Source organism: Streptomyces sp. NPDC002809 (assembly GCF_040295435.1).
GTDB lineage: Bacteria > Actinomycetota > Actinomycetes > Streptomycetales > Streptomycetaceae > Streptomyces.
In genome coordinates, this window is sequence record NZ_JBEOVJ010000027.1 from 31152 (window position 1) to 46150 (window position 14999).

The 14999-nt window shown below is 71.0% G+C and carries 13 protein-coding genes and 1 pseudogene; 4 read left to right on the forward strand and 10 right to left on the reverse strand.

What is annotated here, in order from left to right:
* Positions 1 to 65 precede the first annotated feature (65 nt).
* The 3 genes and pseudogenes from ABT025_RS18075 (at position 66) to ABT025_RS18085 (ending at position 3289) form a co-directional block, all read left to right on the forward strand.
* Positions 66 to 803: an ABC transporter ATP-binding protein gene (locus tag ABT025_RS18075; RefSeq protein ID WP_350995073.1), complete on the forward strand. Its 738-nt coding sequence runs from the start codon at positions 66 to 68 to the stop codon at positions 801 to 803.
* Complete coding sequence (locus ABT025_RS18080; protein ID WP_350995075.1) at positions 785 to 1969, forward strand: hypothetical protein; 1185 nt, start codon at positions 785 to 787, stop codon at positions 1967 to 1969. Before ABT025_RS18075 ends, ABT025_RS18080 begins: the two co-directional genes overlap by 19 nt.
* A 205-nt stretch (positions 1970 to 2174) precedes the next feature.
* A pseudogene (locus tag ABT025_RS18085) lies at positions 2175 to 3289 on the forward strand (LOG family protein).
* Between the two features lie 11 nt (positions 3290 to 3300).
* Here the strand turns inward: ABT025_RS18085 and ABT025_RS18090 are convergent.
* The 9 genes from ABT025_RS18090 to rpsB form a co-directional block, all read right to left on the reverse strand.
* Positions 3301 to 4326 (reverse strand): ABC transporter ATP-binding protein, encoded by a 1026-nt coding sequence (locus ABT025_RS18090; RefSeq protein WP_350995077.1) that lies wholly within the window; start codon positions 4324 to 4326, stop codon positions 3301 to 3303.
* A 2-nt stretch (positions 4327 to 4328) separates the two neighbouring features.
* Positions 4329 to 5942 (reverse strand): ABC transporter permease, encoded by a 1614-nt coding sequence (locus tag ABT025_RS18095; RefSeq protein ID WP_350995163.1) that lies wholly within the window; start codon positions 5940 to 5942, stop codon positions 4329 to 4331.
* Between the two features lie 86 nt (positions 5943 to 6028).
* Entirely contained in the window at positions 6029 to 7132 is a 1104-nt protein-coding gene (locus ABT025_RS18100) for a thiamine ABC transporter substrate-binding protein (protein WP_350995079.1), read from the reverse strand.
* A 238-nt stretch (positions 7133 to 7370) separates the two neighbouring features.
* Entirely contained in the window at positions 7371 to 8477 is a 1107-nt protein-coding gene (rlmN, locus tag ABT025_RS18105; RefSeq protein WP_350995081.1) for a dual-specificity RNA methyltransferase RlmN, read from the reverse strand.
* Between the two features lie 104 nt (positions 8478 to 8581).
* On the reverse strand, positions 8582 to 9667 hold the full coding sequence (locus ABT025_RS18110) for a phosphatidate cytidylyltransferase (RefSeq protein ID WP_350995083.1): 1086 nt from the start codon (positions 9665 to 9667) through the stop codon (positions 8582 to 8584).
* The gene (frr, locus tag ABT025_RS18115; RefSeq protein WP_024488459.1) at positions 9667 to 10224 is read right to left on the reverse strand and encodes a ribosome recycling factor; all 558 of its coding nucleotides are present in this window, start codon (positions 10222 to 10224) and stop codon (positions 9667 to 9669) included. The genes ABT025_RS18110 and frr overlap by 1 nt, the downstream gene beginning before the upstream one ends.
* Before the next feature lie 169 nt (positions 10225 to 10393).
* Entirely contained in the window at positions 10394 to 11170 is a 777-nt protein-coding gene (pyrH, locus tag ABT025_RS18120) for a UMP kinase (protein WP_350995085.1), read from the reverse strand.
* A gap of 158 nt (positions 11171 to 11328) precedes the next feature.
* The gene (tsf, locus tag ABT025_RS18125; RefSeq protein ID WP_350995087.1) at positions 11329 to 12165 is read right to left on the reverse strand and encodes a translation elongation factor Ts; all 837 of its coding nucleotides are present in this window, start codon (positions 12163 to 12165) and stop codon (positions 11329 to 11331) included.
* Positions 12166 to 12264: 99 nt separating this feature from the next.
* Positions 12265 to 13188, reverse strand: coding sequence for a 30S ribosomal protein S2 (rpsB, locus tag ABT025_RS18130; RefSeq protein ID WP_350995089.1), 924 nt, complete (start codon positions 13186 to 13188; stop codon positions 12265 to 12267).
* A gap of 276 nt (positions 13189 to 13464) precedes the next feature.
* Between rpsB and ABT025_RS18135 the strand changes: the two genes are divergently transcribed.
* Complete coding sequence (locus ABT025_RS18135; RefSeq protein ID WP_502971977.1) at positions 13465 to 14256, forward strand: peptidoglycan DD-metalloendopeptidase family protein; 792 nt, start codon at positions 13465 to 13467, stop codon at positions 14254 to 14256.
* Positions 14257 to 14416: 160 nt separating this feature from the next.
* On the opposite strand, the gene ABT025_RS18140 is transcribed toward ABT025_RS18135, so the two are convergent.
* Positions 14417 to 14992 (reverse strand): TetR/AcrR family transcriptional regulator, encoded by a 576-nt coding sequence (locus ABT025_RS18140; protein WP_350995167.1) that lies wholly within the window; start codon positions 14990 to 14992, stop codon positions 14417 to 14419.
* Positions 14993 to 14999: the final 7 nt, after the last annotated feature.

Sequence of the window (14999 nt, forward strand, 5' to 3'; positions counted from 1 at the left end):
TCGGCCCCGCCTTCGTTCCCCCGTACGGGGGAACGGGATATCTGATCTGAACCGAGGTGTACGCCATGGTGGCCCCGCCGGACAACGACGTGATCTGGGCGCGTTCCCTGCAGCACTCCCACAACGGCTCACCCGCGCTCGGCGGGGTCTCCCTGGGCATCCGCGACGGAGAGATCCTCGCGGTGACCGGCCCGCGCGGCAGCGGCAAGACGACCCTGTTGCACTGCCTCTCCGGCCAACTCGTGCCCCAGCAGGGCGAGGTGTGGTTCAACAGCGTCCCCGTCCACACCATGGGCCCCCGGCTGCGCGAGCGGCTGCGCCGCGACAAGTTCGGCTGGATCGCCCCCGAACCCCAGCTCGTCCCGGAACTGAACACCTGGGAGAACACCGCCCTGCCGCTGCTGCTGCGCGGCTCCTCGCACCGCGAGGCCAAGAAGGCCGCCATGGAGTGGCTGGAGCGCCTCGACATCGGCATGTGCGCACGGAAGCGGCCGCACACCCTCCAGCAGGCCCAACGGCAGCGGATCGCGGTGGCCCGCGCACTGGCCGCCGCCCCCTCGGTGATCTTCGCCGACGAACCGACCGCCACGCTGCACCGCACGGACCGTGCTCACGTCCTGCGCACCCTCACCAGCGCGGCCCGTTCGCACGGCATCACGGTGGTGCTCGCCACGCACGACGCGGAGATCGCCGCACTCGCCGACCGCGTGGTTCCGCTGCTGGACGGACGCCGGGTCGCCACGGTCGCCCTTCCCGCCGTGACCGACACGGAGGGCCGCGCGGCGTGCTCGCTCTCCGTCTAGCCCGCGGTTCCCATCCACTGGTCCTGATGCGGCGACTGCTCGTCGCGGCCGCCTCCGCCGGGGTCGGCTTCCTTCTGCTGTGCACGCTCGGTTACGCCTCGGGGCACCCGGCGCACTCCGCCGGCTCCGTGCTGCGGCTGCTGTGGTGCTTCGTACCGCTGGCCGCCACGGTGCAGTTCGCGGTCGCGGTGGCACGTACGGACCCGAGCACCCGTCCGCGCGCCGGGCTGTCCGCCGTCGGCCTCGGCCCGGTGCGGCTCAGCGTGCTCGCCGCCGTCTCCACCGCCGTCTCGTGCACCCTCGGCTCGATGGTGGCGCTGCTCTTCTTCCTCCACCTGCGCGGCGACCTGTCCGGCCTGCCGTTCGACGGCGCCGCGGCCGGGCTGCTCGGCGCCGGGGCACCGCTGCCCCTGGCCGCCGCCGTCGTCCTCCTGACCCTGGTGCCCGCGGCCGCCGCGACGGCGAGCGCGCTGGCGCTGCGCACCAGGCCGGTGCGGGCCGCGGACGCGCCGGAGGACACCGAGGACCTGGTGCCCGAGGAGCGGATCCCCGCCCCTGCGGCGCCTCCCGCCGGGCTGCCGTGGGGCGTGGCCCTGGCGGCCGCCGGACTCGCCGTCGAGGCGTACGCGAACCGCGGCGCGCCCGGCAGCCCCTTCCCGCTCCCCGGAAAGCTCGACTCCACACCCGCCTGGGTACTGGTGGGATGGACCCTGACCGCGATCGGGCTGGCCACGGCGGGCCCGGGGCTGACCTATCTGTGCGGGCGCCTGCTGCAGACGATGCGCCCCGGAGCCGTACGCCTGCTGGCGGGCCGGGTCCTGATGGACGAGGCTCACCGGATCGGCCGGCCGCTGGGCGTCGTCTGCGCGGTCCTGTCGGCGGTCGTCGCCGTGTTCGCGCTGCACGGGACGGGGCCGCGGCCCTTCGGCCCGCTCACCGCGCTCGGCGCCGTGCTCGTCATCGGCTGCACCACCGCGACGCTGCTGACCTCCGCGCTGGAGGCGAAGCAGGCCCGCGCCGAGACGGCACGGGCGCTGCTGCGGCTCGGCGCACCTGCCTCGGCGCTTCGCACGGCGACGGCGCTGCGCGCGGCCGTCCTGCTGCTCGTGTTCGCCCCGCTGACCTGGGCGATCGCCGAGCTGGCCGCGCTGCCGCTGACCGCCTGAACGGACTCCGGCCGGGGCGTGCCCCGGCCGGCCCTCAGAGTCTGCCGAGGGTGGCGCCCCGGGCTCACCGGACGTGGCACGCACGCCGCGCCCCCGGACACCCTCGTACCTCAGGCAAGAGGGCCTTCCGGCACCTCGCAATCGGCCGCACCGCACCCGCTCCCCGATCCGGATCACCGCCCCGGACAGGACCTGGCATGAGGGAGTGGAGACCCCGCAGGAGAGCCCGCCCGCACCCGGCACCGAGATCGAGTCGCTCGCAGAGTTCGACGCGGCGGTCGCCGCAGGTTCGCCGGCGGGCCACCGCGTCCAGTCCGTCGACCTGATGGGCCGCAGCGCGGCGCTGCCGGCCTCCGACGCCTCCGGCACCGTCTTCCTCGGCTGCCGGATGGAGCCCGGGGCGGCCGAGAAGGTGCGGGCCGACGGCGCGGTGGTCTCCCCTCAGGTTCCGGGGCTCCCCTTCGATCCGTACCGCGGTCTGCTCTACTCTCCCGACGCGCTCTACGCCGGTCTGACGGAGGGCGGTTACGACGCGACGCCCGCGCCTACCGCTGGTTCCGGCGGACGCGGTCGAACGGTGACGCGTTCGCGTCGATGCTGCGCGCGCTCCACGACGACGCGGTCTCCGACGCGCTGGACGAACTCCTCGCCGGCGCCCGGGTCGTCGGCGTGATGGGCGGCCACGCGACGCCCCGCGGCAGCGCCCCGTACGCGGCCGCGGCCCGCCTCGGCAGGACCCTGGCCCGCGGCGGGCTGACGGTGGCCACCGGCGGCGGGCCGGGCGCGATGGAGGCGGCGAATCTCGGCGCCTACGCGGCGCCGCATCCCGACGCCATGCTGGACAAGGCCTGCGAACTCCTCGGCGCGGCCCCCTCGTTCACCCCGTCGGTCACCGACTTGGCGCTGGCGGCGTTCGGTGTGCGGGAGCGCTGGCCGGACGGCGGCGGCTCCGTGTCGATCCCCACCTGGTTCTACGGCCACGAGCCGCCGAACCCGTTCGCCGACCGCATCGCCAAGTACTTCGCCAACGCCCTGCGCGAGGACGGTCTGCTGGCCCGCTCGACCGCGGGCGTGATCTTCCTGCCCGGCGCGGCCGGCACCGTCCAGGAGATCTTCGACAGCACCACCCCGAACTACTACGGATCACGCGGTGAGCCGTCCCCGATGGTGCTGGTCGGCCGTGATCACTGGACACGGGAGCTGCCCGCCCGGCCGCTGCTCCGGGCCCTCGCGGCGGAGCGGCCGATGGAGTCCCGCATCGCACTCGTCGACACGGTGGAGGAAGCGCCCGAGGCGCTCGCGCGGCTGTCGTTGACGTAGGACGCGGCCGGTCAGAAGACGGCCGGCAGCACGACGCTCTCCGCCGCGGCGAAGGTCACGCCGACCTGCGCGCCCTCGTCCGGAGTGCTGTTCAGCGGACACTCCGCGTCCAGGACCGGTCCGTGCTCGGGGTGCAGCTTCACGGCGACGTGGCTGCCGCGGAAGGTGCGGGCGCCCACGGTGCAGCGCAGCCCGTCCTGCGGGCCGCCGATCAGGACGCCGGCCGGACGCACCAGCAGATCGCAGGCCCCCTGCGGCGAACCGGCCGGCACCGGCACCTTGCCCCAGTCCGTGTCCGCCGCCTCGCCGGTGACCGTCGCCTCCACCACGTTGTCGAAGCCCAGGAAACGGGCGACGAAGGCGGACGCGGGGCGCTGCCAGACCTCCAGGGGGGTTCCCACCTGGGCGATTCGTCCGTCGCGCATCACGACGACCCGGTCGGCCAGCGCGAATGCCTCGCCCTGGTCGTGAGTGACGGCGAGCACCGTCGTACCCAACCGGGCGAAGAGCGTGCGCAGTTCGACGACGAGGCGTTCGCGCAGGCTGCGGTCCAGCTGGCCGAGCGGTTCGTCCAGCATCAGCAGCTTGGGGCGGGGCGCGAGTGCCCGGGCGAGGGCGACGCGCTGCTGCTCGCCGCCCGAGAGCGCGGCCACGGCGCGGCGTTCGGCGCCGGGGAGCCCCACCAGGTCGAGGAGACCGGTGACCTTGCGCTCCTGCTCACCCCGGCTCACACCGTGCATCCGCAGCCCGAAGGCGACGTTGGCGCCGACGTCCCGGTGCGGGAACAGCTGGTGGTCCTGGAACATCAGGCCGAGTCCGCGCCGGTGCACCGGCACTCCGTCCTGGTCCGCGCCGTCGAGCAGCACCCGGCCGCCGTCCAGGCTCTGGAGTCCGGCGACCACCCGCAACAGCGTCGACTTGCCGCTGCCGCTCGGCCCCAGCACACAGACGATCTCGTGGTCCGCGACCTCCAGGTCCACCGCCTCCAGCGCCGCCCGCTCGCCGAATCGCACTGTGGCCGATTCGAGTGTCAGCATCTCTAGAACTCCCCGGATCGGTCGGTGCGGATACGTTCGAGGAGCAGCAGCGACACCGCGCACACGAGCATCAGAATGGTGCTGAGGGCCATCGCCTGTCCGTAGTTGAGCTCCCCGGACCGCCCCAGAAGCCTGGCGACGGCCACCGGCAGCGTCGGGTTGTCCGGCCGCGCGATGAACACGGTGGCCCCGAACTCACCGAGCGACACGGCGAACGCGAACCCGGCGGCGACCAGCAGCGCCCGGCGCACCAGCGGCAGGTCCACCTCGCGCCAGGCCCGCAGCGGCGAGGCGCCAAGCACAGCGGCGGCCTCGCGCAGCCGGCCGTCCACCGCTCTCAGGACCGGCAGCATCGTGCGTACGACGAACGGCACCCCGACCAGCGCCTGGGCGAGCGGCACCAGGATCCAGGAGGTCCGCAGGTCCAGCGGCGGTTCGTCGAGGGTGATCAGGAAGCCGAAGCCGACGGTGACGGCGGAGACCCCGAGGGGCAGCATCAGCAGCGCGTCGAAACCCCGGACGAGCCGGCCCGCCTTCCGGGTCAGGGCCGCCGCGGCCAGTCCGCCGACAACCAGTGCGATGGCAGTCGCGACCAGGGCGTACTGCATCGAGTTCCAGATCGCTTCGATCGGCGCGACCAGGAACGTACCGCTGTTGGCCTCCGCCGATCCGAGAGCACGGTAGTACGCGAATCCGTGGCCGCCCGACACGTCGAGCGAGCGCTCCACCAGGACGGCCAGCGGCAGCAGGATCAGCACCAGCACGGTCAGCAGCACGCCGCCGAGCAGCGCCCACTGCCCCGCGCCGCGCGGCCTGCGGGCGGTCTGCGCCGGGTCGACCAGCTTCAGCGCGGTCTCCCTGCGCCGTACGGTCCGGGCGTGCACGGCGAGGATGGCGCCGACCGCGGCGAACTGCACCAGGGTCAGGACCGCGGCCGTGGGCAGGGCCAGCAGTTGCGCGGTCTGCCGGTAGATCTCCACCTCCAGCGTGGAGAATCCGGGGCCCCCGAGGATCTGGACGACGCCGAAGGAGGTGAAGGTGAAAAGGAAGACCATCAGCGCGGCGGCGGCCACCGCGGGGGCGAGTGCCGGAAGGGTGACACGGCGCCAGGCGGCGAAACGCCCCGCGCCGAGGACCCGTGCGGCCTCCTCCTGCCGCGGGTCGAGCTGCGACCAGAGTCCGCCGACGGTGCGGACGACGACGGCGTAGTTGAAGAAGACATGGGCCAGCAGGATCGCCCACACCGTGGTGTCGAGCCGTACGCCCCACAGCTCGTCGAGGAACCCGCCACGGCCCAGCAGTGCGAGGAACGCGGTGCCGACGACGACGGTCGGCAGGACGAACGGCACGGTCACGATCGCCCGCAGCAGCTGCTTGCCCGGGAAGTCGAACCGGGCGAACACATAGGCACCCGGCAGGGCGATCAGCAGGGTCAGCGCGGTCGAGGCGAGCGCCTGCCAGAGGGTGAACCAGAGGACGTCCTGGATGTCCGGCCGGCTCAGCACCTCGCCGAACCGTCCGAACTGCCACACCCCGCCGTCCTTGAGTCCGCGTCCGACGATCGCGACAACGGGGTAGGCGAAGAACAGCGCGAAGAACGCGACGGGCACGGCCATCAGGCCGAGCCGCACCGCGCCCCCGCGCAGCGACCGGGCGCGCGCGGCCTTCCCGCGCGCGCCCGGTCCGCGTACGGGAGTCTTCGCTACTTCACTACGAGCGAGGACCATGACTGGACCCACTGCTCACGGTTCTCGGCGATCTCGTCGGGGGCGACGGTCGTCGGCTTGTCGACCGTGGCACCGAACTCCGTGAAGAGGTCCGGCACCTTCGCGCCCTTGGTCACCGGGCTGACGAACATGTTGAGCGGCATGTCCTCCTGGAACTTCTTGCCGATCAGGAAGTCCAGCAGGGCCTTGCCGCCCGCCTCGTTCTTCGCGCCGTCGAGCAGGCCGGCGAACTCGATCTGGCGGAAGCACGTGGCGGTGGCGACCCCGGTCGGGGCGGCCTTCGGCTGCGGGTCGGCGTACAGCACCTCGACGGGCGGGCTGGAGGCGTAGCTGACGACGAGCGGCCGGTCGGCCTTGGCCTTCTTGCCGCCGGCGGAGCCGGAGAACTCCTCGTTGTACGCCTGCTCCCAGCCGTCGACGACCTTGACGCCGTTGTCCTTCAGCTTCTTCCAGTAGTCCTGGTAGCCGTCCTCGCCGTAGGTGGCGACGGTGCCGAGGAGGAAGCCGAGGCCGGGCGAGGAGGTCGCGGCGTTCTCGGTGACGAGGAGGTTCTTGTACGCGGGCTTCGCCAGGTCATCGAAGGACTGCGGCGGCGCGAGCTTCCTGTCGGCGAAGTACTTCTTGTCGTAGTTGACGCAGATGTCGCCGGTATCGATCGGGGTGACCCGGTGCTTCGAAGCGTCCAGCTGGACGTCGGCCGCGACCTGGTCGATCCCCTTCGCCTTGTACGAGGTGAACAGGCCGTTGTCGAGGGCGCGCGAGAGCAGGGTGTTGTCGACGCCGAAGAACACATCGCCTCGGGGCGATCCCTTGGTCAGGATCTCCTGGTTGAGGGCGGCGCCCGCGTCGCCGCTCTTCAGCACCTTGACGGTGTAGCCGGTCTCCCGGGTGAACTCCTTCAGCACGTCCTTGGAGGCGTTGAACGAGTCGTGGCTGACGAGGGTGACGGTCTTGGAGCCGGTGCCCTTGGTACCGCCGGTCCCGGCGGCCGAGTCGTCGGAGCTTGCGCATCCGGCGAGCGCGGTCGCGCCGAGCGCGGCGGCGACGACCGTCACCGCGATTTTCTTGGTGGTGCTCATGTGATTCCTCCTGGGATGACCAGGAAGAGACGCGGCCCTGCCCGCACCGGTGAAAACCGGAAGCGGGCAGGGCGCAACAGCTTGAGTAAGGTCCGAACTTCCTACCCGGAATGACCCGGGCGAGGTTCAGAGGGTCTGCGGCCAACCTGTTCCTGGTGCCGCACTCTCAGCGCTGTGGCGCTCCCCTGTCGGAATATGAAGTTGATTTCGAGCCCAGGCTACACGCCCGGTTTCGGCCTCAGCGCTCGGATGCCGCCAGCTGTCCGCAGGCCCCGTCGATCTCCTGGCCGCGGGTGTCCCGGACGGTGACCGGCACCCCGTGGGCGGCGATCGCCTCGACGAAGGCCTTCTCGTCCTCGGGCCGCGAGGCGGTCCACTTCGAGCCGGGCGTCGGGTTCAGCGGGATCAGGTTGACGTGGACCCGCTTGCCCTTGAGGAGCCGGCCCAGCCGGTCGCCCCGCCAGGCCTGGTCGTTGATGTCACGGATCAGCGCGTACTCGATGGAGATGCGGCGGCCGGACTTCTCCGCGTACTCCCACGCGGCGTCCAGTACCTCGCGCACCTTCCACCGGGTGTTCACCGGCACGAGGGTGTCGCGCAGCTCGTCGTCCGGGGCGTGCAGCGAGACGGCGAGGCGGCACTTGAAGCCCTCGTCGGCGAAGCGGAGCATCGCGGGGACGAGACCGACGGTGGAGACCGTGATCCCACGCTGCGAGAGCCCCAGCCCGTCGGGCTCGGGGTCGGTCAGCCGGCGGATCGCGCCGACCACGCGGTTGTAGTTGGCGAGGGGCTCGCCCATGCCCATGAAGACGATGTTGGAGAGCCGGGCCGGACCGCCGGGGACCTCTCCGTCGCGCAGCGCGCGCATGCCGTCCACGATCTGGTGGACGATCTCGGCGGTCGACAGGTTGCGGTCGAGACCGGCCTGTCCGGTGGCGCAGAACGGGCAGTTCATGCCGCAGCCGGCCTGCGAGGAGATACACATCGTGACGCGCTCGGGATAGCGCATCAGGACGGACTCGACCAGCGTCCCGTCGTGCAGCTTCCACAGCGTCTTGCGGGTGGTGTCGTCGTCGCAGCTGATGTGCCGGACCACGGACATCAGATCGGGGAACAGCGCCTCGGCGAGCTTGTCCCGCGATCCGGCCGGAATGTTGGTCCACTCCGCCGGGTCGTGCGCGTACCGCGTGAAGTAGTGCTGCGAGAGCTGCTGGGCGCGGAAGGGCTTCTCGCCGGTCGCGGCGACGGCTTCCTTGCGCTCGGCGGGCGTGAGGTCGGCGAGGTGCCGCGGCGGCTTCTTGGCTCCGCGGGGCGCGACGAAAGTGAGTTCTCCGGGCTTAGGCATGGTTCATCCAGTGTCGCAGACAGAACAGTGAGGGCCCGCCGCCCTGTGGACAACGGACCCTCACTCGTAAAACAGCAGGTCAAAAGGGGTGACCCGCCGGCTTGTCAGCCGGAGCCGACGAAAATCACCAGCAGCAGCCAGACCACCGGCGCGGTCGGCAGAAGCGAGTCGAGCCGGTCCATGATGCCGCCGTGCCCGGGCAGCAGCGTGCCCATGTCCTTGATCCCGAGATCCCTCTTGATCATGGACTCACCCAGGTCGCCCAGGGTGGCGCTGGCAGCGACCGCGAGGCCGAGCAGAAGCCCCTGCCACCAGGTGCCGTCATCGATCATGAACTGCATGCACAGCGCACCGGCCACCATCGCGAAGGCCACGGCTCCGAACAGGCCCTCGCGGGTCTTTCCGGGGCTGATGCGCGGTGCGAGCTTGTTCTTGCCGAACCGCCAGCCGACGGCGTACGCGCCCGTGTCGCTGACCACGGTCAGCAGCAGGAAGGTCAGAACCCGCTGGGGTCCGTCGTCGGCGGTCAGGAGCATGGCGACGAAGGTCGCCAGGAACGGCACGTAGAACGCGGCGAAGACGCCGGCCGTGACGTCCCTGAGGTAGCCCTCCGGCGGCTCGGTCATCCGCCAGACGAGCACCGCCAGCGCCGTCAGCGCCATGGCGATCCAGGCGCCCTCGGCGCCCCGCGCGTAGCCGGCCACGACCATGGCCGCGCCACCGATCGCCAGTGGCACGAGCGGCGCCTTGATGCCCTTGCGCTCCTCCAGCCGGGAAGTGAGCTCCCACAGGCCCACGACGACGGCGACCACGACCACGCCGACGAAGACGGCCTTGACGATGAAGAGCGACGCAGCGACGACGGCCCCGAGCCCCAGGCCGACCCCTATGGCGGCTCCCAGATCACGGCCCGCACGCTTCTTCTGCGGGGGTGGTGGCGCGGTGGACATGGGCTCCTGCGGCTTCTCGTCGCGGAACAGGGGGCCGCCGCTCAGGCGTCCGGCCCCCTGGTCCCGGTCATCACGGCTCTCAGCGTCTCTACCTGCGTCGGGAACGTCCGGCACGATGGGCATGGGCCGAGTCTGCTGGGCGTCATGCACATCGTATGCAGGACCCGCCGGAGCGGCCCGCATCTCGGGCGCAGCCCGATGGCCGGCGCCCTGCGGGGCGCCCCAGGAAGAGTCGTTCATCAGACTTCGAGCAGCTCGGCTTCCTTGTGCTTCAGCAGCTCGTCCACCTGCGCGACGTACTTCGCGGTGGTGTCGTCGAGCTCCTTCTCGGCGCGGCGCACCTCGTCCTCGCCGGACTCCTTGTCCTTGACCAGCTTGTCGAGCGTCTCCTTGGCCTTGCGGCGGACGGCCCGGATCGAGATCTTGGAGTCCTCGGCCTTGGTCTTCGCGACCTTGATGTAGTCGCGACGGCGCTCTTCGGTGAGGTCGGGGAAGTTCACCCGGATGATATTGCCGTCGTTGCTCGGGTTGACGCCGAGGTCCGAGTCGCGGATGGCCTGCTCGATGTTGCGCAGCGCGGTCTTGTCGAACGGCGTCACCACGGCCATACGCGGCTCGGGCACCGAGAACGAGGCCAGCTGGTTGATCGGGGTCAGCGCACCGTAGTAGTCGGCGACGATCTTGTTGAACATCGCCGGGTGCGCACGGCCGGTACGGATCGCGGCGAAGTCCTCTTTCGCGACGACGACGGCCTTCTCCATCTTCTCCTCGGCCTCGAGGAGGGTTTCTTCGATCACCACGTGCTCCTGCGTGTCTTGAGTGGGCCCGGCGTGCTCGGGCCCGGCGGGTCCTGCGTCGCGTCCTCACCTGCACGGTGTCCGACCGGCAGGCCGTTGTCCATCTTTCGGGGCCGTCCCGTGGGCCCCCGGAACCTCACCGGGTCACCCCGGCGGAGTTCCCCGGTTGTCAGCTCCGGGTGCCCTGGTCACTCACGAGCGTGCCGATCTTCTCACTCCTGACGGCGCGGGCGATATTGCCCGCGGTCGTCAGCTCGAAGACGAGAATCGGCAGCTGGTTGTCACGGCAGAGCGTGATGGCGGTGGCGTCGGCGACCTTGAGATCGCGGGCGAGCACCTCGCTGTACTCCAGCGCGTCGAACTTCACCGCGCCGGGGTTGGTCTTCGGGTCGGAGTCGTAGACCCCGTCCACGCCGTTCTTCCCCATCAGCAGTGCCTCGGCGTCGATCTCCAGGGCGCGCTGTGCCGCGGTGGTGTCGGTGGAGAAGTAGGGCATGCCCATGCCGGCGCCGAAGATGACGACGCGGCCCTTCTCCAGGTGCCGTACGGCGCGCAGCGGAATGTACGGCTCCGCGACCTGGCCCATGGTGATGGCCGTCTGGACACGGGAGTCGATGCCCTCCTTCTCCAGGAAGTCCTGGAGCGCGAGGCAGTTCATGACTGTGCCGAGCATGCCCATGTAGTCGGACCGGGCCCGGTCCATGCCGCGCTGCTGGAGCTCGGCACCGCGGAAGAAGTTGCCGCCACCGATGACGATCGCGATTTCCGCGCCGCCGCGGACGACTGCCGCGATCTCGCGAGCGATGGCGTGCACGACGTCGGGGTCGACGCCGAGACCCCCGCCGCCGGCGAACGCCTCACCGGACAGCTTCAGCATGAAGCGTCCGCGCACCTTGCCGTCGTCGCGCTTGTGGTCACCTGTTGCGGCGTCCGCGCCCTTGTTCATGGAGATTCTCCTCGTACACATACGAAGAAGGCCATTGCCGGTGGGTCTGGTGTCCCTCAGCGGCAATGGCCTCCTCGTCAGATCTGCGGTCGTACGGCGGTGTGCGGCCGTCGACTGCACCAGACCCTATCGGGGTCCACCGTTTTTCGCGGACGGACTCAGATGCCGACCTTGATGCGCGTGAAGCGCTTCAGGGTGACACCGGCCTCGTCCAGGACCTTCTGGACGGACTTCTTGTTGTCCAGGGCGTACGGCTGGCCAAGGAGAGTGGCCTCCTTGAAGAAGCCGTTGACGCGACCCTCGACGATCTTCGGGAGCGCGGCCTCGGGCTTGCCCTCGGCGCGCGTGGTCTCCTCGGCGACGCGGCGCTCGGCCTCGACGATCTCGGCCGGGACGTCCTCGCGGGACAGGTACTTCGGCGCGAAGGCGGCGATGTGCTGGGCAAGACCCTTGGCCAGCTCGGCGTCGGCCTTGTCCAGCTCGACCAGGACACCGATCTGCGGCGGCAGGTCGGGCATGGTGCGGTGCATGTACACGGAGACGTAGGCGCCGTCGAACTGCGCGAAGCGGTCCAGGACGATCTTCTCGCCGAGGTTGGCGTTGGCCTCGTCCACGTACGCCTGGACGGTCTTGCCGGGCTCGATCTCGGAGGCGAGAAGCGCCTCGATGTCGGCCGGAGAGGTCGCGGCGACGTGAGCGGCGAGCGTGTTGGCGACGGCCTGGAACTTGTCACCCTTGGCGACGAAGTCGGTCTCGCACTTCAGCTCGAGCAGGACGCCGGACGTCTTGTCCTCGGAGACGACGGAGACGACCGCGCCGTTCTCGGCAGAACGGCCTTCGCGCTTGGCGACGCCCTTCTGACCCTTGATACGGAGGGCTTCGACGGCTCCGTCGACGTTGCCGTCGGCCTCGTCGAGTGCCTTCTTGCAGTCCATCATGCCGGCGCCGGTGAGCTCACGGAGCTTCTTGACGTCAGCGGCGGTGTAGTTCGCCATGAGTCTGTATTTCTCTCTCGAAGTCTGAAAGATCTACGGGTGAACGGCGGGGGCGGTGCCTGTGGCACCGACCCCCGCCGTCTTCAGCCGTGACGGGTGTCAGGCCTGCTCGGCGTCCGCGGCCGGAGCCTCGGCCTCGGCGGCGGGGGCCTCGGCAGCAGCCTCGGCGGCGGGGGCGTCGGCAGCCTCGGCGTCCGCGACCTTCTCGGTCTCGGCGGAGGTCTGGACCTCGGCGTCGGCCTTCTTGTCGCCCTCGAGCAGGTCACGCTCCCACTCGGCGAGCGGCTCGCCGGCGGCCTTCTCGCCCGGCTTCGAGTCGCCGGTCGCAGCGCCGGAGCGGGCGATGAGGCCCTCGGCGACGGCGTCGGCGATCACGCGGGTGAGCAGGGTGACGGAGCGGATCGCGTCGTCGTTGCCCGGAATCTTGTAGTCGACCTCGTCGGGGTCGCAGTTGGTGTCGAGGATCGCGACGACCGGGATGTGGAGCTTGCGCGCCTCACCGACGGCGATGTGCTCCTTCTTGGTGTCGACGATCCAGACGGCGCTCGGCACCTTCTGCATCTCGCGGATACCACCGAGGGTCTTCTCCAGCTTGGCCTTCTCGCGGGAGAGAACCAGGAGCTCCTTCTTGGTGAGGCCGGAGGCGGCCACGTCCTCGAAGTCGATGAGCTCGAGCTCCTTCAGACGCTGAAGGCGCTTGTAGACGGTGGAGAAGTTGGTGAGCATGCCACCGAGCCAACGCTGGTTGACATACGGCATGCCGACGCGCGTCGCCTGCTCGGCGATGGCCTCCTGGGCCTGCTTCTTCGTACCCACGAACATGATGGAGCCGCCGTGGGCGACGGTCTCCTTGACGAACTCGTAGGCGCGGTCGATGTACGACAGCGACTGGAGCAGGTCGATGATGTAGATGCCGTTGCGCTCGGTGAAGATGAAGCGCTTCATCTTCGGGTTCCAGCGACGGGTCTGGTGACCGAAGTGGACGCCGCTTTCCAGCAGCTCCCGCATCGTGACGACGGCCATGGCCGTACTCCTTGAGGTGCTCGGTTATCGCGACCGCAGGATTGCTGTCGCGCCTGACGCCCCGACGCGCCGTGCCCGAAGGACCGAGGAGCGCGGCCACCTTCCGCAGAGAGGGAGATGGCGGGGCGTGCGAAGTCGACCCGGTGACCCGGATCGCCAAAGGAAGTGTACGGGACCCGCCGGGTGCCGGGTGACGGCGCTGTCCACAACCGGTCGGTAGTCCACAGATCCGGTCCATGATCCCCACGGATCCTCGGGGCGGGGGACGGTGGCGGCATGCGATTCACATCTGAACCGGGTGGTTCCCGGGGCCGGTCCGGCAGACGGTCCGGCAGCTGGTCCGGACCCGGGCCAGGCAGCCGGCCCGGCCGACCTGCCGCTCGCCGCAGTGCGTCGGCCGGGGCCGGGTGGCGGGCCGGCAGGGCGGTGGCGGCCGCATCGGGGCTGCTGCTCATGGGGCTGCTCGCGATGGGGTGCGGCGGGCTGTACGCCCTGGCGGCAGAGCGACCCCCTCCGAACGTGGCGGGAGAGGCGGGCGGGTTGGGGACTTCGGCCGGCGCTTCACACGGTGCGGGGGATGGCCGTGCACCCGCACCGGTGGACCCGGTCGATGGACGGGTCTGGCCTCTGGAGGGGCGGCCCCCGGTCCTGCGGGGGTGGGAGCCGCCCGCCACGGAGTACGGGCGGGGCCATCGCGGGGTGGACCTCGGCGCCGGACCCGGTGCACAGGTGCTCGCGGCCGCTACGGGCCGGGTCTCCTTCGCCGGCGGCGTGGCAGGGCGCGGAGTGGTCGTGATCGAGCTTGCGGGGACGGGCGATCCGCCGCTGCGGACCACCTACGAGCCGGTGCGCCCGCTGGTCACGAAGGGCGACGAGGTCACGGCGGGCCAGGTGGTGGCGGTCATGGCAGCCGGGCAGTCCCACTGCGCGTCCGGCTGTCTGCACTGGGGCCTGCGGCGCGCGGATGCGTATCTGGACCCGCTGTCCCTGCTGCCGCCGTCACTACTGCGACACGGACCGTCCCGGCTGCTGCCGGTGTCGGATGTGCCCGTCCCCGGCCCCTCGTAGGTTCCGGTGGCAGCAGCGGCCCCCGGACTGCCGCGACGACCCGACAACGCCAGGCCCGGCGGCACACTCAGGCTGCCGCGATGACGGCCCCTGCCGCCGCGTCCGCCGAGACGCCAGGCCCGGCGGCACACCCAGGCTGCCGCGATGACCCACGAAAGCGTCAGGCCTGGTCGCCGCGGATGCCCCGGACGCCGTTCAGGACCATGGCTACGGCGGTGTCCGCGATCACGCCGGGCTCCTCCGCCACGCTCAGCTCGATACGACGGACCGCTGCATCAACGGAGCCCTGGAGCAGCATGGCCGCCAGCCGGGGCTGATCGTGCCCGAGGTCACCGAGCGCCTCCACGATCATCGCGATCAGACCGCCGTGCGCCGCCCGGATCTTCTCGCGGGCACCCGCATCCAGCTCGCTCGCCGAGATGGCGACAACGGCCCGGTGGCGACGGTCGCCGACGAGATCGAGCTGCTGCCGGACGTACGCCTCGATCTTGTCCTCGGGCGTCGCCGCCCGCTCCATCGCACTCTCGACCTCGGCCGCCCACACGGGGAAGTCGACGGCGCAGAGCTCCTCGACGACGGCTGCACGGGAGCGGAAGTACTCGTAGACGGAGGACCGGGCGAGGCCCGTGCGTTCAGCGAGGGCGGGGAAGGTCAACGCCTCTGTGCCCCCCTCGGACAGCAGGGAGCGCGCTGCGTCCAGGAGGGCGCCGCGCTGCATGGTCCGGTGCTCGGCCACGGAGGCC

Excerpts from the sequence above, each read along its gene's own strand:
- rpsB (WP_350995089.1), bottom strand. The coding sequence starts at position 13,188 with ATGGCCGTCGTCACGATGCGGGAGCTGCTGGAAAGCGGCGTCCACTTC.
- ABT025_RS18110 (WP_350995083.1), bottom strand. The coding sequence starts at position 9,667 with ATGAACGACTCTTCCTGGGGCGCCCCGCAGGGCGCCGGCCATCGGGCT.
- ABT025_RS18075 (WP_350995073.1), top strand. The coding sequence starts at position 66 with ATGGTGGCCCCGCCGGACAACGACGTGATCTGGGCGCGTTCCCTGCAG.
- ABT025_RS18135 (WP_502971977.1), top strand. The coding sequence starts at position 13,465 with ATGCGATTCACATCTGAACCGGGTGGTTCCCGGGGCCGGTCCGGCAGA.
- ABT025_RS18095 (WP_350995163.1), bottom strand. The coding sequence starts at position 5,942 with ATGGCCGTGCCCGTCGCGTTCTTCGCGCTGTTCTTCGCCTACCCCGTT.
- ABT025_RS18100 (WP_350995079.1), bottom strand. The coding sequence starts at position 7,132 with ATGAGCACCACCAAGAAAATCGCGGTGACGGTCGTCGCCGCCGCGCTC.
- ABT025_RS18090 (WP_350995077.1), bottom strand. The coding sequence starts at position 4,326 with ATGCTGACACTCGAATCGGCCACAGTGCGATTCGGCGAGCGGGCGGCG.
- tsf (WP_350995087.1), bottom strand. The coding sequence starts at position 12,165 with ATGGCGAACTACACCGCCGCTGACGTCAAGAAGCTCCGTGAGCTCACC.
- rlmN (WP_350995081.1), bottom strand. The coding sequence starts at position 8,477 with ATGCCTAAGCCCGGAGAACTCACTTTCGTCGCGCCCCGCGGAGCCAAG.
- pyrH (WP_350995085.1), bottom strand. The coding sequence starts at position 11,170 with ATGAACAAGGGCGCGGACGCCGCAACAGGTGACCACAAGCGCGACGAC.